Origin of the sequence: Ruegeria sp. HKCCD7303 (genome assembly GCF_013111185.1) — a bacterium.
Taxonomy (GTDB): domain Bacteria; phylum Pseudomonadota; class Alphaproteobacteria; order Rhodobacterales; family Rhodobacteraceae; genus Ruegeria.
In genome coordinates, this window is the sequence record NZ_WVRE01000005.1 from 59,735 (window position 1) to 80,869 (window position 21,135).

The 21,135-nt window shown below is 58.2% G+C and carries 20 protein-coding genes; 11 read left to right on the forward strand and 9 right to left on the reverse strand.

Going from position 1 to position 21,135, the window contains the following annotated elements; genetic code table 11:
* Positions 1-35: 35 nt before the first annotated feature.
* The gene (locus GS630_RS14040) at positions 36-425 is read left to right on the forward strand and encodes a hypothetical protein (RefSeq protein WP_171236042.1); all 390 of its coding nucleotides are present in this window, start codon (positions 36-38) and stop codon (positions 423-425) included.
* Between the two features lie 56 nt (positions 426-481).
* Here GS630_RS14040 and GS630_RS14045 read toward each other — a convergent pair whose 3' ends face one another.
* Positions 482-1,513 carry a permease gene (locus GS630_RS14045; protein ID WP_171620029.1) on the reverse strand — a complete coding sequence of 344 codons (1,032 nt, stop codon included), beginning with the start codon at positions 1,511-1,513 and terminating at the stop codon, positions 482-484.
* A complete protein-coding gene (locus GS630_RS14050; protein ID WP_171180164.1) occupies positions 1,506-1,814 on the reverse strand; it encodes a helix-turn-helix transcriptional regulator in 309 nt (102 codons plus the stop codon). Before GS630_RS14050 ends, GS630_RS14045 begins: the two co-directional genes overlap by 8 nt.
* 133 nt (positions 1,815-1,947) lie before the next feature.
* Between GS630_RS14050 and GS630_RS14055 the strand changes: the two genes are divergently transcribed.
* From GS630_RS14055 to GS630_RS14080, 6 genes are all read left to right on the forward strand, one after another.
* Positions 1,948-3,408: a PLP-dependent aminotransferase family protein gene (locus GS630_RS14055; RefSeq protein WP_171180166.1), complete on the forward strand. Its 1,461-nt coding sequence runs from the start codon at positions 1,948-1,950 to the stop codon at positions 3,406-3,408.
* 123 nt (positions 3,409-3,531) lie between these two features.
* On the forward strand, positions 3,532-5,307 hold the full coding sequence (gene xsc, locus GS630_RS14060; RefSeq protein WP_171180169.1) for a sulfoacetaldehyde acetyltransferase: 1,776 nt from the start codon (positions 3,532-3,534) through the stop codon (positions 5,305-5,307).
* Between the two features lie 21 nt (positions 5,308-5,328).
* Entirely contained in the window at positions 5,329-6,336 is a 1,008-nt protein-coding gene (gene pta / locus GS630_RS14065; protein ID WP_171620031.1) for a phosphate acetyltransferase, read from the forward strand.
* A 90-nt stretch (positions 6,337-6,426) separates the two neighbouring features.
* Positions 6,427-9,246 carry a molybdopterin oxidoreductase family protein gene (locus GS630_RS14070; protein ID WP_171712068.1) on the forward strand — a complete coding sequence of 940 codons (2,820 nt, stop codon included), beginning with the start codon at positions 6,427-6,429 and terminating at the stop codon, positions 9,244-9,246.
* Positions 9,247-9,337: 91 nt separating this feature from the next.
* Positions 9,338-10,087: a 4Fe-4S dicluster domain-containing protein gene (locus tag GS630_RS14075; RefSeq protein ID WP_171180175.1), complete on the forward strand. Its 750-nt coding sequence runs from the start codon at positions 9,338-9,340 to the stop codon at positions 10,085-10,087.
* Entirely contained in the window at positions 10,087-10,959 is an 873-nt protein-coding gene (locus tag GS630_RS14080) for a DmsC/YnfH family molybdoenzyme membrane anchor subunit (RefSeq protein WP_171620033.1), read from the forward strand. The genes GS630_RS14075 and GS630_RS14080 overlap by 1 nt, the downstream gene beginning before the upstream one ends.
* A 133-nt stretch (positions 10,960-11,092) precedes the next feature.
* Here GS630_RS14080 and dapA read toward each other — a convergent pair whose 3' ends face one another.
* Positions 11,093-11,965, reverse strand: a complete 873-nt coding sequence (dapA, locus tag GS630_RS14085) for a 4-hydroxy-tetrahydrodipicolinate synthase (protein ID WP_171180179.1) — start codon at positions 11,963-11,965, stop codon at positions 11,093-11,095.
* A 134-nt stretch (positions 11,966-12,099) separates the two neighbouring features.
* Here dapA and GS630_RS14090 point away from each other — a divergent pair, with 134 nt between their 5' ends.
* Positions 12,100-14,073 carry a lytic transglycosylase domain-containing protein gene (locus GS630_RS14090; protein ID WP_171620035.1) on the forward strand — a complete coding sequence of 658 codons (1,974 nt, stop codon included), beginning with the start codon at positions 12,100-12,102 and terminating at the stop codon, positions 14,071-14,073.
* Here the strand turns inward: GS630_RS14090 and GS630_RS14095 are convergent.
* On the reverse strand, positions 14,047-14,916 hold the full coding sequence (locus GS630_RS14095) for a DMT family transporter (protein WP_171180183.1): 870 nt from the start codon (positions 14,914-14,916) through the stop codon (positions 14,047-14,049). The two genes, GS630_RS14090 and GS630_RS14095, sit on opposite strands and share 27 nt — an antisense overlap.
* A complete protein-coding gene (mnmD, locus tag GS630_RS14100; protein ID WP_171180184.1) occupies positions 14,913-15,578 on the reverse strand; it encodes a tRNA (5-methylaminomethyl-2-thiouridine)(34)-methyltransferase MnmD in 666 nt (221 codons plus the stop codon). The genes GS630_RS14095 and mnmD overlap by 4 nt, the downstream gene beginning before the upstream one ends.
* A 55-nt stretch (positions 15,579-15,633) precedes the next feature.
* Between mnmD and GS630_RS14105 the strand changes: the two genes are divergently transcribed.
* On the forward strand, positions 15,634-16,668 hold the full coding sequence (locus GS630_RS14105; RefSeq protein ID WP_171620037.1) for an FAD-binding oxidoreductase: 1,035 nt from the start codon (positions 15,634-15,636) through the stop codon (positions 16,666-16,668).
* 92 nt (positions 16,669-16,760) lie between these two features.
* Here the strand turns inward: GS630_RS14105 and GS630_RS14110 are convergent, their stop codons facing one another.
* From GS630_RS14110 to GS630_RS14120, 3 genes are all read right to left on the reverse strand, one after another.
* Positions 16,761-17,303, reverse strand: coding sequence for an NADPH-dependent FMN reductase (locus GS630_RS14110; RefSeq protein WP_171180188.1), 543 nt, complete (start codon positions 17,301-17,303; stop codon positions 16,761-16,763).
* Between the two features lie 132 nt (positions 17,304-17,435).
* Positions 17,436-18,107 (reverse strand): OmpA family protein, encoded by a 672-nt coding sequence (locus GS630_RS14115; RefSeq protein ID WP_171620039.1) that lies wholly within the window; start codon positions 18,105-18,107, stop codon positions 17,436-17,438.
* A 134-nt stretch (positions 18,108-18,241) separates the two neighbouring features.
* The gene (locus tag GS630_RS14120; protein ID WP_171620041.1) at positions 18,242-18,889 is read right to left on the reverse strand and encodes an RluA family pseudouridine synthase; all 648 of its coding nucleotides are present in this window, start codon (positions 18,887-18,889) and stop codon (positions 18,242-18,244) included.
* A 92-nt stretch (positions 18,890-18,981) separates the two neighbouring features.
* On the opposite strand from GS630_RS14120, the gene GS630_RS14125 reads away from it, so the two are divergent.
* A complete protein-coding gene (locus tag GS630_RS14125) occupies positions 18,982-19,392 on the forward strand; it encodes a nuclear transport factor 2 family protein (protein ID WP_171180195.1) in 411 nt (136 codons plus the stop codon).
* A 2-nt stretch (positions 19,393-19,394) separates the two neighbouring features.
* Positions 19,395-20,105, forward strand: coding sequence for an SGNH/GDSL hydrolase family protein (locus GS630_RS14130; protein ID WP_171180197.1), 711 nt, complete (start codon positions 19,395-19,397; stop codon positions 20,103-20,105).
* Here GS630_RS14130 and rarD read toward each other — a convergent pair.
* Positions 20,096-21,001 (reverse strand): EamA family transporter RarD, encoded by a 906-nt coding sequence (gene rarD / locus GS630_RS14135; RefSeq protein WP_171620043.1) that lies wholly within the window; start codon positions 20,999-21,001, stop codon positions 20,096-20,098. The two genes, GS630_RS14130 and rarD, sit on opposite strands and share 10 nt — an antisense overlap.
* Between the last annotated feature and the right edge of the window lie 134 nt (positions 21,002-21,135).

Genomic DNA, 21,135 nt, shown 5'->3' on the forward strand with positions numbered 1-21,135 from the left:
GGCCGGTACGGCTGGGGCTTTTTTACGGACTAGCCATGCTTAACGTTTTATCCGCTGTTTTTGGCCCGCATCGCGCCGTCTCGATTTATGCCTTCCTCAAAACCTGGGGTCTTGGTTTGGCTGGCGGCGTTGTCATGATCGCTATTGTCACGTTCCTGTTTCTGCTGGGTGACGAAGGTGAACACGAGCACGAAGCCTTCCTGACAGTACCGGTTTTGACTGCGACTGCGGTGAACGGAGATCTTAAAAACGGAGTCATCGCCTCGGTTCGGTTGCCGGATGGATCTGCTACTTCAATCACGTCGACCGAAGGGCAAATTTCCCAAACCGTGGGCACAACGGCTTGTATCGAGAAACGCGTATATGTCGAAAGTGGCGAGGCCCGGTATAGGTTCAAACTGCCACACCTGTGCGAAGACAACTGATGGGTTGAACCCGTGTAATAAAGCCGCCCGGCCCTCACGTCGGGCGGCTTTTGTATTTATACCATCTGAAAGATGATGCCTGCGAAAATCGCACCACCCACACCAAGACTCAGGTAGGTCGCAAACACGCGGGGTTTGACCAACGACCACACAGCGGCCATCGCCGGGATCGAGCTGACGGCACCGGCAACCATAAAAGACATGGCCGCCCCTGCTGTCATTCCTTGCTCCATCAAACCGGCCAGCAGTGGCGGTGCGACGTACGAGTTCAGATAGGCCGGCATTCCCACCAAAGCGGCGACAACGATGGGCAGCACACCTTCCCCACCAACCGCGCCAGCGATGAGGTCGGCAGGCACGTAGTTGACCAACAGCGCTTCGAGCACATAGGCCAGAGCCAGCCATTTCAAAAGGAACAAGCCGTTGTGCACGAATTCCGAGCGGAACCGAACGCGTCGCTCGGGCTCCTGCCAGAATTTCCAGACTGGCTTGTCATCCAGTTTTGGACCGCATCCGCAGCATCCAGCCGGTTTGTATTCGCGCAGAGGCTGGGCAAATGCACCATGGCGCATCAGCAGCCGCACCGCGAACCCACCAAACAGGCCCAAAGCAACGGCCGCGACGGCTTTGCCAATGGCAAAGGGCCATCCCAATGCACCAGCGGTAATCAAAAGCGTCGGCGGGTCGATCAAGGGCGAACTGAGCCAGAACGCCATGACCGCTGACAATGGCGCCCCAAGGGCCAGAAGACCCGCGATAAAGGGAATGACCTCACAAGAACAGAAGGGCGCCAGCCCGCCAAACAGTGCGGCCAGAAAGATCATCCGGGTCTCGCGCCCCTCAAAGGCGCGCGCAACCATCACTTCCGCACCGGTGGCCTTCAGGTATGACAAGAGCAACACGGCAAACAGGATGTATTGCCCTGTATGCGCCAAAGCCTTGGCGGCAAACGTTATGACTTCGCGCAGATTACTTGGATCCAGGACCGCCACAGCCGCAAGAATTGCAACGATCAATGCCCACGGCGTCTTGATCAGTTCAATCGCGCCCTTGGCAGTCACTTTGGGGTTTTGTGTTAATTCAGCCATCGTTCGCAGCCTCTCCAACCGCGTCGGCGCAACATTCGCTTAGAATGAACTGCGCAAGGTTTCTCAATTCATCGTAACTGGCCCGGTTGATCGTGGTACGCCCGATCTTTTCCTGTTCAACCACACCACCGGCCGCAAGAAACCGCAGGTGATGGGCCAAGGTCGACGGGGCGATACCCGTCCTGCTCTGTATTTCACCAACCGTCAAACCGGCCTCGCCAGCCCGTACCAGGGTCTTGAGGACCTTCAGCCGGGCCTCCGAGCCCATGGCGGAAAATCCGGCAGCTGCTGCTTCCCACATGCGGCACCTCCATTAAACTAGATTTCTGGTTTTTTAGTTTAAATAAATCCTCTAGTCAACCCAGGCCCGGAAAATACGTCGCGCCCATGTAAGTCCAGATTGCACACCCCTTAGGTCCACCCTATAAGCAAGCATGGGGATTTCGGTCGATACATTCTTTCTTGAACTCAACGGTCAGGGCACGCTGCAGGCTCAGATCCAACAGATGATTGCCGAAGGCATCTTGTCGGGACGCTTTCACGTAGGAGAAAAGCTACCCTCCTCGCGTAAACTGGCCGCCCACCTTGGCGTCAGTCGAATCACGGTGACACTGGCCTATACAGAATTGCTGGCGAATGATTACCTGACCGCTAAGGGACGATCTGGATACTACGTTTCGCATAACGCGCCTGTCCCACCTAAATACTCTCCTGTCCAGCGCGGCACAGAATCCGTTGACTGGGACAAAGCACTGGCGCGTCGTTTTCTGGACCGCAACGTACTGCCAAAACCCAGCGACTGGCGCGAGTACCGCTATCCGTTCATTTACGGACAGGCTGACCGGACTTTGTTTGATCACGCCAACTGGCGCTTGTGCGCCGTGCGCGCGTTGGGACACAAGGACTTCGATTCACTGACCGGTGATTACGTGGATCAGGATGACCCTCTTCTGGTCGAGTTCATCGCCCGCCACACCCTTCCCAGGCGCGGCATTACCGCCCGCCCCGAAGAAATACTGATCACGTTGGGCGCGCAGAACGCGCTCTGGCTGGCGTCGCGAATCTTGCTGACTCACAATCGTTCCGCCGTGATTGAAGACCCCTGCTACTACGCGCTCCGGAGCCTACTGAACCATTGGGACTGCGCGGTTACGCCCTTGAGTGTCGATCAAAACGGGCTTCCGCCTGAGGCGATCCCTGACGACGCCGATGTCATCTTTACGACTCCCAGCCATCAAAGCCCGACCACCGCGACAATGCCAATCGAGCGCCGCAACCAACTGCTGGATCGAGCCCACGAACTGGATGCGATGGTTGTCGAAGATGACTACGAGTTTGAAATGGCTTTTCGAGGTGCGCCGTCCCCAGCACTCAAATCCATGGATCGGGATGGGCGCGTGATTTATGTCGGCAGTTTTTCCAAGTCGCTGTTCCCCGGTTTGCGACTTGGATATATGGTCGGCTCTGAACCTTTTATCCGTGAAGCACGTGCACTTCGGTCATTGGTCCTGCGTCACCCGCCTGGTCACATACAGCGTACAGCAGCATATTTTCTATCACTGGGTCACTACGACGCGCAGATCCGGCGCATGTCCAAAGCTTTGCAAGAGCGGCGTACGGCAATGAACTCAGCCATAGAAGAAAGCGGGCTGACCGTGGCCGGACGTGGCGTGATTGGCGGGTCCTCAATGTGGATGTCAGCACCCGAACAAGTAGACACGACCCAACTTGCATTAAAGCTGCAATCCCAAGGTGTTCATATTGAACCAGGCGCGCCATTTTTCTCCGGGCGGAACAGACCTCAGAACTTCTACCGCCTCGGTTACTCCTCGATCTCGACCGAGCGCATCGCGCCGGGCGTCAAACTGATCGCAGACGCCATTCGGACTGCCTAAGCGGCATCTGGACCTAATCTGGCTTTCGTTTTGGCCCTAACGCCAGTCGCGGCCATACGCCAAAACCTTATCAAACCCCGGGCAATCTGCCCGGTTTCACCCACTTGTTTGGAGAGCACTCACATGAAGATGACGACCGAAGAAGCCTTTGTTAAGGTTCTGCAGATGCACGGGATCGAACATGCGTTCGGTATCATTGGCTCGGCAATGATGCCGATTTCGGATCTGTTCCCGAAAGCTGGAATCAACTTCTGGGATTGCGCCCACGAAGGTTCAGGCGGCATGATGGCAGACGGCTACACCCGCGCCACTGGCAAAATGTCGATGATGATCGCGCAGAACGGCCCTGGCATCACCAACTTTGTCACCGCTGTTAAGACCGCCTACTGGAACCACACTCCGGTTCTGCTGGTCACTCCGCAGGCAGCCAACAAGACCATCGGTCAAGGCGGCTTCCAGGAGATGGAGCAGATGCGCATGTTCGCAGACTGTGTTGCTTACCAGGAAGAAGTGCGTGACCCCTCGCGCGTTGCCGAAGTTCTGAACCGCGTGATCATGAACGCCAAGCGCGCCAGCGCACCGGCGCAGCTGAACATCCCGCGCGACATGTGGACCCAGGTTGTAGACATCGAGCTGCCCAAGATCGTGGAATTCGAACGTCCCGCAGGCGGTGAAGATGCGGTTGCGGCAGCTGCAGAAATGCTTTCGAACGCCAAGAACCCGGTCATCCTGAACGGTGCCGGTGTTGTTCTGGCCGAAGGTGGCATCGAAGCTTCGAAAGCCCTGGCCGAGCGTCTGGACGCCCCGGTCTGCGTTGGCTACCAGCACAACGACGCCTTCCCCGGCAACCACCCGCTGTTTGCTGGCCCGCTGGGCTATAACGGCTCGAAAGCCGGTATGGAGCTGATCTCGGAAGCAGACGTTGTTCTGGCTCTGGGAACGCGTCTGAACCCGTTCTCGACCCTGCCCGGCTACGGCATCAACTATTGGCCGGCAGACGCGAAGATCATTCAGGTCGACATCAACCCTGACCGTATCGGCCTCACCAAAGACGTCAGCGTCGGCATCATCGGTGACGCAGCCAAAGTGGCCACCGGCATCCTGTCTCGCCTGAGCGAAACTGCAGGTGACGAAGGCCGTCAAGAGCGTAAGGACCGTATCGCCCAGAAGAAATCCGCATGGGCACAGGAACTGACCTCGATGACCCACGAAGACGACGATCCGGGCACCACCTGGAACGAGCGTGCACGTGCTGCCAAGCCTGACTGGATGAGCCCCCGCATGGCATGGCGCGCAATCCAGGCCGCGCTGCCGAAAGAGGCGATCATCTCGTCCGACATCGGCAACAACTGCGCCATCGGCAACGCCTACCCGTCCTTCGAAGAAGGCCGCAAGTACCTGGCCCCTGGCCTGTTCGGCCCCTGTGGCTACGGTCTGCCTGCCATCGTTGGCGCGAAAATCGGCCAGCCAGACGTTCCTGTTGTCGGCTTTGCTGGTGACGGTGCATTCGGTATCGCCGTGAACGAACTGACCGCCATTGGCCGTTCGGAATGGCCCGCCGTGACTCAGATCGTTTTCCGCAACTACCAGTGGGGTGCGGAAAAGCGGAACTCGACCCTGTGGTTCGATGACAACTTCGTCGGCACCGAGCTGGACACTCAGGTTTCCTATGCCGGTATCGCCAAGGCCTGTGGACTGAAAGGCGTTGTCGCTCGCACTCAGGAAGAGCTGACCGATGCGCTGAACCAGGCGATTGAAGACCAGAAAAACGGCATCACCACTCTGATCGAAGCTCTGATCAACCAAGAACTGGGTGAGCCCTTCCGCCGTGACGCGATGAAAAAGCCTGTAGCTGTTGCCGGTATCGACGCCGACGACATGCGCGAGCAAGCCGTCTAAGCAGAACAGGAGCCAGCGCGCATGACCCAAACACCAATCGAGCTGTTGCGTCAGCGCGCCCCGGCCACCCGTCCTGTGATTTCTTTATGCGAAGGCAGTGATCCCCGCGTTGTTGCGGGGGCGCTTGCCGCCCAAAAGGCCGATCTGGCCGATGTTATTCTGGTTGGCCCGCAAGCCGAAGTCGAAGCAGCCCTGAAAGACCAAGGTGCTGCTCCTTCACAGAACGTTGCGGTGCATGACCCTGCAACCTCGGATCTGACCGAGGAGTTTACCCAAACATTTTACGAATTGCGCAAACACAAGGGCGTCGACTTGGCCAAGGCTCGCGCTGCCGTTGAAACAGCGCCGGTCTATGCCGCCATGCTGGTGCGCAGCGGGCGCGCCACCGGAACGGTTGGCGGTGCGGTGCACACCACCGGCGATATTGTCCGTGCTGCAATTCAGGTTATCGGAATGGCCCCCGATGCAGGAATGGTTTCGTCATTTTTTCTGATGTACCCTCCGGAAAATGCCCAACCCGACGCACGGGCTATGCTTTATTCAGACTGCGGTCTGGTCATCAATCCGTCTGCTTCTGAATTGAGCAAAATCGCCATCGCCTCGGCCGCTTCGGCAAAGACTCTTCTTCAGATCGATCCGAAAATCGCAATGCTCAGTTTTTCGACGAAAGGCAGCGCCAAACACCCGGACGTGGACAAGGTGATCGAAGCCACGGACACTTTACGTCAGACCGCACCAGATCTGTCCGTCGACGGAGAATTGCAGTTTGACGCCGCTTTTGTTCCTTCGGTCGGCGAACGCAAATCCCCCGGATCATCCGTCGCCGGTCAGGCCAACGTGATGATTTTTCCCAATCTCGATGCGGGCAATATCGGCTACAAGATCACTCAAAGACTGGGAGGTTACACCGCGATTGGTCCTGTGCTTCAGGGGCTGGCCCAACCGGCCAACGATCTTTCGCGTGGATGCTCCGCCGCGGATGTGACTCAAATGATCGCTGTGACCTGCCTGCAAGCCAAAAAGACGTAACGCACTTATTCACACCGTTTTTCGGAACAGTGTTCTCAAATTGGGAAGAAACTGACACATTCTTCCCAACTCAACCGACAGGACCCGCCAATGACCCATCAGCAGCCGATCCTTGATACATCTCCGAAAGTTTCGGACGAGGTGCGCAAGACCACGTGCTATATGTGTGCCTGCCGCTGCGGCATCAACGTGCACATGAAAGACGGCAAAGTCGCCTATATCGAGGGCAACCGGGATCACCCCGTCAACAAAGGCGTCCTGTGCGCCAAAGGCTCTGCGGGGATCATGCAGGTCAACGCGCCGTCGCGGCTGCGGGCGCCGCTGAAACGCGTTGGCCCGCGCGGCTCGGGTGAGTTCGAGGAAATCAGCTGGGATGAAGCGCTGGAACTTGCCGTCAGCTGGTTGAAGCCGATCCGCGAGGACAATCCTGAAAAGCTGGCCTTCTTCACCGGCCGCGACCAGAGCCAAAGTTTCACCAGTTTCTGGGCACAAAATTTTGGCACATGTAATTACGCAGCGCATGGCGGTTTCTGCTCCGTAAACATGGCTGCGGGTGGCATCTATACGATGGGCGGCGCGTTCTGGGAATTCGGACAACCCGACTGGGACCACACCAAGCTGTTCATGTTGTTTGGCGTGGCGGAAGACCACGATTCAAACCCGATCAAAATAGGTATCGGCAAAATCAAGGCTCGAGGTGCGCGGGTCATCGGTGTCAACCCGATCCGCTCGGGCTATAACGCCGTGGCGGATGACTGGGTCGGCATCACACCGGGCACCGATGGGCTGTTCATCCTGTCTATGATTCACGTGTTGATGAAAGCAGGCAAGATCGACCTCGACTACCTCAGCCGCTACACCAACGCACCGGTACTGATCGACGCGTCCGAAGGCGCGACCAAGGGTTTGTTCCTGCGGGATGAGGATGGCAAACCGCTTGTCATCGACCGCGTCACCGGTGAATTGACTGCCTTTGACAAGCCCGGTGTTCGCCCGGACTTGTCGGCCACTTACGAAAAAGACGGCGTCACCCACCGCCCGGTCTTCCACCTGATGGCCGAACGGTATCTCAGCGATGAATATGCCCCCGAGAATGTCGCCGATCAGTGCGGCATCCCGGCCCAGCGTATCCGTGCCATCGCAGGTGAACTGGCCCGCGTCGCCTTCGACGAAGCGTTCGAGTTGGATCACGAATGGACCGATTTCCGCGGTGAAAAACACACCAAGATGATCGGCCGGCCCGTCGCCATACACTCGATGCGCGGCGTCTCGGCCCATGCCAACGGTTTCCAAACCTGCCGCGCGCTGCATGTGCTTCAGATCCTGCTGGGCACGGTCGAGGTTCCCGGCGGCTTTCGCTTCAAACCGCCCTACCCCAAACCGGTCGAGGCGCACCCGAAACCACATTGCAAGGTTACTCCGAACTCACCGCTGGACGGCCCGCATCTGGGCTTTGTTCAAGGACCTGATGATCTGGCACTCAAGGCTGATGGCAGCCCGGCGAGGATCGACAAGGCGTTTACATGGGAAAACCCGATGTCCAGCCACGGGCTGATGCATATGGTGATCTCGAACGCCCACGCAGGTGATCCCTACAAGATCGATACGCTTTTCATGTACATGGCCAACATGTCGTGGAACTCGACCATGAACACCAAGGGCGTCATGGAGATGTTGACCGACAAGGATGAGAACGGCGATTACGTGATCCCGCGCATCATCTACTCCGATGCCTACAGTTCGGAAATGGTGGCTTATGCCGACCTGATCCTGCCAGATACCACCTATCTGGAACGCCACGATTGTATCTCACTGCTTGACCGCCCCATCTGCGAGGCCGAAGCCGCCGCAGACGCGATCCGCTGGCCTGTAATCGAACCTGATCGCGACGTACGCGGGTTCCAGTCGGTGCTGATCGATCTGGCCAACCGCATGGGCCTGCCCGGCTTCACCAATGAAGACGGCAGTGCCAAGTGGACGGACTATGCCGATTACATCGTGAACCACGAACGCAAACCGGGCATCGGCCCGCTGGCTGGGTTCCGGGGCGAGAACGGCGACAAGGAAGGTCGGGGCGAGGTCAACCCGGACCAGTTGAACCGCTACATCGAAAACGGCGGCTTCTACGTGGCCCACATCCCTCAGGGTGCGGATTATTACAAGCCGTGGAACACTGCCTATCAGGACTGGGCCGTAGACATGGGCATCTATGACAGCCCGCAACCCTACCTGTTCCAGCTTTATTCCGAACCGATGCGCAAATTCCAGCTGGCCGCCGAAGGCCATGGCGAACGTCAACCGCCGGATCATCTGCGCGCGCGCATAAAAGAGACGCTGGACCCGATGCCCATCTGGTACGAAACCGATCAGACTGGCAACGAGGGCTTCACCGTCAATGCCCTGACCCAACGCCCGATGGCGATGTATCACAGCTGGGGCACCCAGAACGCCTGGCTGCGCCAATTGCACGGGCGCAACCCGCTCTACGTGCCGACCAAGCTGATGCGCGAGCACGGGCTGCAGGACGGCGATTGGGCCAAGGTGACGTCTCCGCACGGAGAGATCACGGTCCCGGTCATGGAAATGGCGGCACTGAACGACAACACCGTCTGGACCTGGAACGCCATCGGCAAACGCAAAGGCGCTTGGGCCCTGCAGGAGGACGCGCCCGAAGCCACCAAGGGTTTCCTGCTGAACCACCTGATCCACGAGCTTCTGCCAGCAAAGGGCGACGGTCTGCGCTGGGCCAATTCCGACCCGATCACCGGTCAGGCCGCTTGGTTTGACCTCAAAGTCAAACTCGAAAAGGCTGCACCGCCTTCAGATGCAGAAAGCCAGCCGGAATTTGCACCGATCAAATCACCAGTTGGCCAAGGTCCGAAAGACCTGGCGTGGAAGGTGGGAAAATGACCCGATCCGCTTTTCATCTGGCCCAAAATACCTCGGGGTCTGGGGCTGAGCCCCAGCCCGCCCTCACAACAATCGCGGAGGCAAGGCAGTCATGACCCAGCTCCCCACATCCACCGAGCGCAAGATGGGTCTGGTCATTGACCTGGACACCTGCGTGGGCTGCCACGCCTGCGTGATCTCGTGCAAAGGCTGGAACACCGAAAACTACGGCGCGCCTCTGTCCGACCAGGACGCCTATGGCGCCAACCCCTCGGGCACGTTCCTGAACCGGGTGCATTCGTACGAAGTGCAACCTGCGGAAGGTCACGCTCAGTTGATCCACTTCCCTAAGTCGTGCCTGCATTGCGAAGATGCGCCCTGCGTCACCGTCTGCCCGACTGGTGCCAGCTATAAGCGTGTTGAAGACGGCATCGTTTTGGTGAACGAAAGCGACTGCATCGGCTGCGGCCTCTGCGCTTGGTCGTGCCCTTACGGCGCGCGCGAGCTGGATCAGGCCGAAGGCGTCATGAAAAAATGTACGCTCTGCGTTGACCGAATCTATAACGAAAACCTGCCAGAGGTGGATCGTGTCCCTTCTTGTGTACGCACCTGCCCCGCTGGTGCTCGGCACTTTGGCGATCTGGGCGATCCTGACAGCGACGTCAGCAAGCTGGTTGCAGACCGGGGTGGCATGGATCTGATGCCCGAAATGGGCACCAAACCCGTTAACAAATACCTGCCGCCGCGCCCCAAGGATACGGTTGAAGACCAAATCGACATATTGGCACCCCTGTTGGCGCCGGTCGCTGAAGAACCCAAAGGTTTCCTCGGCTGGCTCGACAAGACGCTGGAGAAACTCTGATGCATCCTGCACCCTCCGTCATTATCTTCACCACTTTGTCCGGACTGGGTTTTGGCCTGTTGGTCTTCCTGGGCCTCGGGTTTCCAGCCGTCTCGGGCTGGATAGCTTTTGTCTTCTTTGCCATCGCCTATGCGTTGGCTGTCGGCGGGCTGATGGCATCAACGTTCCATCTGGGCCACCCGGAGCGCGCTTGGAAAGCCTTTACCCAATGGAAGACCAGTTGGCTCAGCCGCGAAGGCTGGTGCGCTGTTCTGGCCCTGATTTTCATGGGCCTCTACGCGCTTGGCCTGGTATTTCTGGATCAGAAATGGAGCCTGTTGGGCTTGATCGGTGCGCTGTTCTCGCTGGCAACTGTTTTCACCACGTCGATGATCTACACACAGCTCAAAACCATCCCGCGCTGGAACATGAACCTGACCCCAGTGATGTTCCTTAGCTTTAGCTTGGCGGGTGGTGCATTGCTGGCTGGTCAAACAAGCGTTGCTATTCCACTGCTTCTGATCGCCGCGCTTGTACAGATCTTGTACTGGCGCAAAGGGGATCAGGCCTTTGCATCCTCGGGAACCGATCTGGGCACCGCGACTGGTCTTGGCGCGCGCGGATCTGTCCGCGCCTTTGAACCACCGCATACCGGAACCAACTATCTGCTGCGGGAATTTGTGTACGTAGTCGGTCGCAAACATGCCGAGAAGCTGCGGATCATCTCGTTTGTTCTGGCCTTTGTGCTGCCGGTGTTGCTGCTGGTTTTACCGTTCAATCACGTCTTTGCGTTGCTGGCCGTAGCGTCGCATCTGGCGGGTGTGGCGACGTCCCGCTGGTTGTTCTTTGCGCAGGCAGAACATGTCGTAGGGCTATACTACGGGAAACGCTAAAAGGGGGCTCTGCCCCCGACGCGGCAAGCCGCGCCTCCCCCGAGGTATTTATAGCCAGATGAAGTCTGGACCCGTAAAATGAAAAGGGCGGCTCTCGTGCTTCGAGGCCGCCCTTTGTCATCTCGGGTCCATCTTAGATCAGGCTGGCATGTGCCATTGCGGCTTCAATTGCGGCCTTGGTGCTGTCCTCAAGCTCGGTCAAAGGTGAACGGACCTCGGTGCTGCAGAGACCAAGTTTGCTGAGTGCGTATTTGGCGCCAACAAGGCCCGGCTCGATAAAGATGGCTTCGTGCAGCGGCATCAACTTGTCCTGATAGGCCAGCGCTTTTGCATAGTCCCCGGTCAGTGTGGCCTGTTGGAACTCGGCACAGAGCCTGGGGGCTACGTTTGCGGTGACCGAGATGCAGCCAACACCGCCATGAGCATTGAAACCAAGCGCCGTCGCATCTTCACCGGAAAGCTGGCAGAAATCTGAGCCACAGGTCGCGCGCTGTTGGCTGACACGGGCCAGATCGCCCGTGGCGTCTTTGACTCCAACGATGCGTGGCAGCTTCGACAACTCACCCATTGTAGAGGGTGTCATATCGACAACGGACCGTCCGGGAATGTTGTAGATGATGATCGGAATATTCGCAGCTTCGTGCAGAGCCTGAAAATGTGCGATCAGGCCGTTTTGGGTCGGCTTGTTGTAATAGGGGGTGACGACCAGCGCTGCGTCCGCGCCGACCTTTTCGGCGAACTGCACGAACCGAATAGCCTCGACCGTATTGTTCGATCCGGCCCCGGCGATGACCGGAACGCGGCCCGCCGCTGTTTTCACAACCTCTTCGATCACCGTTTCATGCTCATCATGGCTGAGCGTGGGGCTCTCGCCCGTGGTTCCGACCGGCACCAGACCGGTCGAGCCTTCGGTGATCTGCCAATCCACAAGGTGTTTGAGCGTCTTCAGGTCCAACTCGCCGTTATTGAACGGGGTGACGAGGGCTGGCATTGAGCCTTTGAACATGACACGCTCCTTTAAGGTGCAATTTGCGGTTTTTGCGCCTCGGTCCCTCACGTTTCCAGCTTTGTGAGTTGATCCCGGCGACGCACGGTTTATCCTCACAGGCTCTATCCTCGGTTGGTTGGGAAATGCAAGGGATGACACGCTTTCTGGCATTGTTGATTGCTGTGATTGTGTATTCAGTGACGGCACCGCAGCTTGCGCGGGCGGATGCCGCAGGTGATTTGCGCGCAGGTCTTTATGAAATGCGCAAGGGCGACTGGAACGCCGCGCTGCGTGTGTCTGGCCAGCGCGGGTCCGTATCGCGCGATATCATCGTCTGGCACTGGCTGCGCGAAGGGTTCGGCAGCTCGGGCGATGTGCTGGTGTTTCTTGAACGCCGTCCGGACTGGCCCGGACTTGCATGGTTGCGCCGCAAAAGCGAACCGGTCTTTACCGGCGCCGATCCTGACAGGGTATTGAAGTTTTATTCTGACATGCCCCCTCAGACTGCTGAAGGTGCTTTGAACTATGCAATCGCTCTGAAAGCAAAGGGGCGCGTCGGAGACGCCGAAGCGGATATCGTCACCGCGTGGCGGACCATGCCGATGGGTTCGGGGTTGCAGAAGACGTATCTGGAAAACTTTGCGAAGCTGTTGAAACCGCATCACACCGCACGTTTGGACCGAATGTTGTGGGATGGTCATCTGGTCAGTTCCGGCCAAATGCTGTCGCTGGTCAATGCCGACCAGCGCAAGTTGGCAGAGGCGCGGATCGCCTTGCAAAAGCGCCAGCCTGGTGTGGACAGCAAAGTCGCGGCGGTTCCGAAATCGCTAAAGGGTGCGCCTGGGCTTGCCTTTGATCGGTTTGTCTGGCGGGACAGGAAGGAACTGGATGACAGTGCCATTGACCTTATGCTGGCGCGTTCGACTGGCCCGGATGCCTTGGGCGAACCCGACAAATGGGCCGAAGGGCGCCGCCGTCTGGCACGGCTTGAGATGCGGTCTGGACGATTGGCACGAGCTTACGACGTCGCCGCCAATCACCACATGACACCTGAAATGGGCTATGGATATGCGGATCTGGAGTGGCTGGCAGGGTTTCTGGCGCTGCGTAAGCTGAATGACCCAGCCACGGCTGTACGGCATTTCCAAAACTTCTCGGACGCGGTCCGGTCCCCAATCTCGAAGGGGCGCGGCGGCTATTGGCTTGGGCGGGCTTATGCTGCGTTGGGGGATGCGGACAAAGCATATGACGCGTATGCCGCAGGGGCCGACTACCAGACTTCGTTCTACGGCTTGCTTGCTGCGGAACAGATAGGAAGGCCGTTTGACACAGAGCTGGCCAACCCACGCCGCGCACCGCATTGGCGGCAGGCAGAATTTGCCGATTCCAGTGTTTTGGAAGCAGGCTTGCTGCTGCTGAAGGCCGGAGAGGCGAACCTGTCCGAGAGGTTCCTGACCCATCTGGTTGAAAGCCTTGATCCGGTACAGGCCAATCAACTTGGCGACTTGGTCATCGAGCTGAAACAGCCGCACCTGGCGGTTATGATCGCCAAGCGGGCAGCGACCACAGGCACTGTTTTGCCCGCAGCATATTACCCGATGCATCCGGTGGCCGATATGCGCCTGCCTATGGCCAAGGAAATGACGCTGGCGATTGCGCGACGCGAAAGCGAGTTTGATCCTGTCGTCATTAGTGGCGCGGGAGCGCGCGGCCTGATGCAGGTGATGCCTGCAACAGCCAAGCTGGTCGCAGGTGAGCTGGGCATTCTCAGTGGCCACAAAACCGGCCGATTGACCACGGATTGGCAGTACAACGCCAAGCTGGGGGCCAACTACCTTTCTGGACTGGCCGCTGATTTCAACGGCAACGTAGTGATGATGGCGGCCGGGTACAACGCGGGGCCAAGGCGACCGATCTCGTGGATGGAACGTTTTGGCGACCCCCGCGCGGGCCAGATCGATATCGTCGACTGGATCGAGACAATTCCGTTCAGTGAAACCCGTAACTACGTGATGCGCGTGACCGAAAGCCTGCCGGTTTACCGGGCCCGATTGGGGCAGCCCGCGCTTCCGGTCCCGTTCTCGCAGGAGCTGATCGGATCATCTCTGGCGGCGTTCGCGCCATAAGGTGAACAGCCCTGCGGCCACAACAATTGCTGCGCCTACGACAACTTCGGGGCGCAGCATCTCGCCAAAGACCGAGATCCCCAGAATCGCGCTCCAGACCAGATGGAAATAGGCGAAGGGCTGCACCGCGCTGGCCTCGGCCATCTCGTAGCACTTGATCAGCAACCAGTGCCCGGATGCACCACTTACACACAGCAACGCCATCCAGCCCCAGTCGGCGGGGACCATCGGCTCCCAAAACCACATACCGACCAGAGTCATTGCAACTGCGCCTGAGACGCCGGTCCAGAAAAAGCTGGTGGCTGTGCTGTCCTGACGCGCGGCATAACGTGTCAACAAGGCGTAGATCGCAAACATCAGGGCGGAAATCAGGGGAATGATCGCCCATGGGTCAAATACCCCAACGCCGGGCTGCAAAATGATCAGAACGCCGATACACCCCACTCCAATCGCGCTCCACCGCCGCCATCCGACTTGTTCGCCCAGAACCGGCCCGCTGAGTGCGGCGACAAGCAAAGGATAACATATGAAAATGGCCATGCTGTCGATCAGTCCAAGCACAGTGAAGCCGAAGACCGCGACGCAGATCTCTGCGGCCAACAACACGCCCCGGGTGATCTGCAGACCCAACTGATTTGTTTGCGTCGCGGCCCTCAAACCGCCTGCAGAGCGCGCGGCTATCGCTATGACAAACGCCGCGAAGAACCAATAGCGGATCATAACCACCATGTAGGTGTTGTAGGTCCCGGCCAAATGGCGCGAGATTCCGTCCTGTAGGGCAAAGACAATTGTCGCGCCCACCATTAAGGCGATGCCTGCGCCAACGTTGTTCTTTTGTGTCATGCTTTGAATGCCCGCGTCATATGTCGCTTGCGGCCATAGCCGGGCGCGCGGGTGATGTCGAACCCGGCATCCTCCAACCCTCGGCGCACAAAGCCTGCGGCGGTATATGTGGCGGCGGTCCCCTCTGTAACGGTGTGGTTTGCAACCTCCTGCATCAGGTCTGCACCCCATAGTTCCGGATTCTTGGCGGGCGAAAACCCGTCAAGAAACCAGGCATCTGCTATTCCGGCCCATTTCGGCAAAGTCTCACGAGCATCTCCGATGATCAGCTCAAACGCGAGGGTTTCAAGCGTGCAATCGCGGCCCGTCCAATGCGCAAGAAACCGGCTGCTCCACGCTTGCAATTCGGGAAAGGCTTCAAGCGCACGCTGCATATCTTTCGCGGCCATGGGAAAAGCTTCGAAACTGGTAAACCGCAAGGGTCCTGTTTGACCTGATTTCTCCCACTCAGACCAAACGGTCAGCAGATTCAGGCCCGTGCCAAAACCCAGCTCGGCAATGTGAAATCCAGGTGTGAAGCGCGCAGGCAAATCATTGCCAGCCAAAAACACGTGTCGCGTCTCTTCCAGCCCGTTCTGCAGCGAATAATAGGGATCATCGAAACGATCCGAGACCGGTATCTGATCCTCGGTCCAAGTCAATTTGGCACGCTGGTCTGCCATCGGGGAATCCTGTAGCTAAGCGGCGCGACACTGAACAAGGAAAAGGGAATTGGCAATGGTCGATGTTACAGTTCGCGGTGCAGGCATTTTCGGCCTGTCCATTGCCTGGACCTGCGCCCGGCGCGGCGCGAAAGTGCAGGTTGTCGATCCATTCGGCCCCGGAGCCGGCTCCAGCGGCGGTCTGGTCGGCGCATTGGCCCCGCATGTACCTGAAAACTGGAACGCCAAGAAAGCCTTTCAGTTCGAAAGCCTGATCGTGGCTGAAGCTTTCTGGCGGCAAGTCGAAGAAACCGGCGGCGTTTCCTCCGGTTATGGTCGGTTGGGTCGCCTTCAACCCATCTTGGATACCCGCAGCCTTGACCTTGCGCGGCAGCGCGAAGGTACGGCAGATAGACTTTGGCAAGGTCAGGCCGAATGGCGCGTGATCACCACCGCGCAGGCTGGAGCGTGGTGCCCGCCCAGCCCCACCGGATTTGTCATCCGGGACACTCTGACCGCACGGATGCACCCCCGGCGAGCCTGCGCCGCGCTTGTGGCCGCCCTTGAGGTTATGGGCGTTCACGTTGTCAATGATGCGGAAAACAAAGGACAGGTTGTACACGCAACTGGCCTTGCCGGGTTAAAAGAGCTCAACGATGCCTACGGCAAGACCGTTGGCAACGGCGTCAAAGGGCAAGCTGCCCTGTTGCGCTTTGACGCGGGTGAGGTCCCGCAGCTCTTTGCCGATGCTATACATATTGTGCCCCACGCGGACGGAACACTGGCGATCGGATCAACCTCGGAGCGGGAGTATGACGATCCGACCAGCACAGACAGCGCTCTGGACGACGTGATTGACCGCGCCACGCGTGCCCTGCCGCTGCTGCACGGGGCCGAGGTAATAGAACGCTGGGCTGGTGTCCGCCCCCGCAGTAAAAGCCGCGCGCCAATGCTGGGCGCACATCCATTGCATCAGGGGCAGTTCATCGCAAATGGCGGGTTCAAGATCGGGTTTGGCATGGCCCCCAAGATCGCCGAGGTCATGGCTGATCTGATGCTGGAAAACCGGGATGAAATCCCCGAAGATTTCCGACCCGACGCCTCATTGTAATCGATGCACTCTACGAGATGGACGCATATACCCAACACCACCCTTTGAGGCTAGCCAGCCCGAACGTGCCATGCCCAATACGCGAGCCAGTTTCAAAAACCAGCCTCGGCACGGAGTTTCTGCATCAGTTTGTGCAGTGACTTTTCATAGCGGTCAGAGGCCAGTTTTCCGTGCTCGTCAAACTCGTTCGAACTGTTCGCCAGATGGATTTCAGGCCCCTGCAGAATGCGTGGCTGAAAGGGCACCATAAACGACCGCAGGATCATCTGTGCCCGCTCACCGCCTGCACGACCCGCTGCCGCCGACATGACCGCAACCGGTTTGTCGGCCCAAGGGTTACCCTGAGTGCGGCTGACCCAGTCCAGCGCGTTCTTCAGAACGCCAGATGGACCCTTATTGTACTCCGGCGTCGAGATAATTACCGCGTCAGCCTGTGCGATTTGATCTGCCAGAGACTGCACCGCTGCCGGTATGCCCTCACCCTCTTCCAGATCCCCGTCATAAAGGGGCAAGTTCAGGTCTGCTTCGACAAAGTGGGCCGGATCAAACAACCGGGCCGCTTCCCGCAAAAGCTTGCGGTTGGTCGCATCCTGACGCAGGGACCCGGACAGACCAAGGAGAGTGGGTTGAGACATCTAGGGGAACTCCATTTCAGTGACTTTTTGAAAACTAGCCCGAGTTTGATCTGTTCCAAACCCCATTTGACGCACAGTCAATGCGCAAACGGGGCCGCCAAAGGCGACCCCGTGCAAAATGTTTAATCCGCGTTACGCGTTTCCGCTGGGCACAACAACGATTTCAACCCGCCTGTTTTGCGCCTTGCCTTCCGGTGTCAGGTTCGATGCCACAGGATTGTTCTCGCCCTGACCGATTGTTGTGATGCGATTATAGCTGACACCATTAGCCTGCAGAACATCCGCAACCGCATTGGCGCGACGCTCAGACAGCCCTTGATTGTAACCCGCGTCACCGTCGCTGTCTGTGTGACCGATGATCTGCACGTTCGAATTGGGGTAATTGACCAGATTTTGACCCACTTTCACCAAATCCGATCGCAGCGCCGGGCGCACGGTCGAACTGTCGGTGTCAAAGGTAATATCGTTAGGAACAGTCACAATCAGCCGGTCACCCGCATTAACGATGGTGATCCCGTCATTTGCCAATTGCTGACGCAGCTCTGCCGCCTGTTTGTCCAGCTGGTTGCCGATCAGACCGCCACCAGCAGCGCCAATTGCGGCCCCTGCCAGCGCGCCCAGACCGGGGTTCGAGTTGTTGGCAATCGCCCCGATGCCCGCCCCGACAAGACCGCCCAGAACGGCGCCTTGCTTGGTATTTTGGTTCGGATCGCTTTGCACCGACAACGTACCCGGATCTGTGCAAGCCGACAGAACAAGAGCCGAACTCAGCCCCGTGGCCAGAATAAACTTGGAAATCGTCATGATATCACCTTCTGCTCAAACACCCGTTTGTCAGGCGCTTTTGGTTTTCCCCAGTATATCACGGTCAGGGTGTTGGATCTCAAGCAACAATCCAGTGAGATCGGCAATTAGCCGCCAACTGGGATGCGAATTCTTCAAAAATCGGCCCCGGCACGAAATTTCATCGAAACCCCGCCTTCTGGGTGTTTCAGGCGCAGTTCTTCCGAATGCAGCATTAATCTTGGGAAATCCGCCGCAGCACCCGTTGCATAAAACGGGTCGCCCAGAATCGGATGACCCAACGCCTGCATGTGAACCCGCAACTGATGAGACCGACCGGTTTTGGGAAACAGGCGCACACGCGTTGTGTCGCCCTCATGTTTTACGACGCGCCAATCGGTGAGCGCAGGCTTTCCGGTGTCGTGGCAGACCATTTGTCGGGGCCGGTTGGGCCAGTCCACAATCAAAGGCAGGTCCACTGTGCCGGTCTTTGGCTCCAGCCGACCCCAGACACGGGCGACATAGGTTTTGCGGGTCTGGCGCTGTTCGAACTGCATGCTCAGATTGCGCTGAGCATGGGGCGTTTGGGCAAAAACCATGACCCCTGATGTATCCCGGTCCAACCGATGCACCAGCAATGCCTGGGGAAAAGCCGCCTGCACCCGAGTCAAAAGACAATCGGCCAGGTGTTCACCACGCCCCGGCACCGAAAGCAGGCCAGACGGTTTGTTCACCACGATCAACTGGGCGTCTTCGTGCAAGACATCCAGCGGGGTTTGAGGGGGGGCATAAGTCTCGCTCATGGGAGCCTGCCTATCGCAGCCCGTGACCTCCCGCAACGTCGTCCTTGCCTGTTGGGCAATGTTCAGTGACCTTCGGCACAGGAGGAAACGACATGCACCCGACCATCGAACGAATGCAAGAGGTTGTAGCCAAAGGCGATGAATCCCTGATCCACGCGCTGTTGGCCGAGGACGTTCAGTTCCTGCCCCCGACCTATTACAGCACCTGGACCGGGCGTGCGCCTGTGACCGCCGTTCTGGGACATGTTGGTCAGGTGTTTTCAGACTTCCGCTATCGCCGCATCATGGGCGAAGGAAAAGACTGGGCGTTGGAATTCCAGTGCAAGGTCGGCGATCTTGACGGGATCGGGGTGGATCTGATCACGCTGAACGACGAAGGCTTGATTCAGACCTTCGAGGTCGTGATGCGCCCTTACAAAACAGTGGGTGCGTTACGAGAAGCGATGATGGCGCGCGTGATGACCGACGCACGCTTTCTTAAGTTCAAAGACGCCCTGAGCTGACTATGCGCGGTTTGATTGCAGCCGATCAGGTCCTGCGCATTCCCCTGCTGCCGGTTTTGGCGGCACAGGGTCTTTCTGTGCGCCGCAACGCTCAGATGTTGCCTGAACCGGCTGGTCCGCGAACGGGCAGATCAGGTCGCGGACCACGCCTGCGCCTGCTCATCTGCGGCGACAGCTCGGCTGCTGGCGTTGGGGCCGGAACCCAAGCGCAGGCTCTGTCAGGGCAGCTGGTTGACCGGCTGGCCAAACACTATTCGGTCGAGTGGCAATTGAAAGCGGCCACGGGGCACACAACACTGGACACACTCGACCGCCTGAAAAGCGTGCAGGGGGAGTTCGACGCAGTTGTCACGGCCTTAGGCGTCAATGATGTGACCCGCGCCGTTACATCCCGACAATTTGCGCACCGCCAAACGCAGCTTATCAATGCTTTGTCCAACGATCTGGGAGCACGACGCATTGTCGTAACCGGAGTTCCACAAATGAACAGGTTCCCGGCCTTGTCCCATCCTTTGGCCTGGGTCCTTGGCCGTCAGGCGGCCCGGCTGGATCAGGCGCTGCAGCAGGTTGTGTCCGCTCACCCCCATGTCTGGCATCTGAAACTCGATCTGCCGGATGACCCGGCGCTTGCTGCCCCGGACGGCTATCATCCCAGTCCACACGCCTACGCCCTTTGGGCAGACGCCGCAGCGCAACTGTTGCGTCAGGCCTGAGCCCGCGCCTGCCGGATCATCGGGATCGAATAGACAATCAACGCCGCCCAGATTAGCGGGAAAGCGATCATCCGACCGGTGTCGATCTTTTCGCCAAACACAGTGATTGCCGTCACAAAGATCATGGTCGGCGCGATGTACTGCAGGATACCCATCGTGGACAGCCGCACCAGCTTGGCACCGTTTGCATAAACCAGCAGCGGCACGGCCGTCACGATTCCGGCGCAGGACAACAGCAAGGTATCGGAAAGAGCCACGCCAAATTTTCCCGTACCCTGCACACCCAGAAATGTGACGTAGACCAAAGCCGGGATCAAAAGGATCAGCACCTCAAGCAAGAATCCTTGATTGGGTCCAATTGGCAGAGATCGTTTGAAAAAAGCGTAAAATCCCCAGCTGACCATTAGACCAAGCGCAGCCCAAGGTAGTCGACCCGCTTCCAGGACCAAAACCAACACACCCAAAGCGGCCAGACCTACGGCCACCAATTGCGTCCGCGTCAATGGCTCGCGCAACAAAATCGCGCCAAGCGCGATGCTGAAAAGCGGGTTGATATAGTATCCCAGGGCTGCATCCAACGCGTGCCCAGTCGAAATCGCCCAAACATAAATCGCCCAGTTCACCGAGATCAGCGCTGCCGTCAATGCAGCCATCCCCAACATCTTCGGATTGGTCAGAGCCGCCTTAAGGTCCCTAGTGCGCCCGAGAATAACCAACAGCAACCCGGCCACCGGAACCGACCAAATAATGCGATGGGCCACAACCTCAACCGGCCCGATATGGTCCAGCGCTTTCAGGTAAAGCGGCAGAAACCCCCACAAAACATAGGCGGTAACCGCAAGCGCAAGGCCCTTCGGGGTATCTGCATTCTGAGAAGCAGGAGGCGTATTTGCCACAGTAAGTCTCCGGTAAGTACCGGACACACTTACGGCAGTTCAGGTCAACTTGAAAACTCTGAAAACCGTGAAGTCGTACATAACGAATAGTGATGGGTCGATCTCAGACGTCGCTTGGAAACCCATGTTAGTGC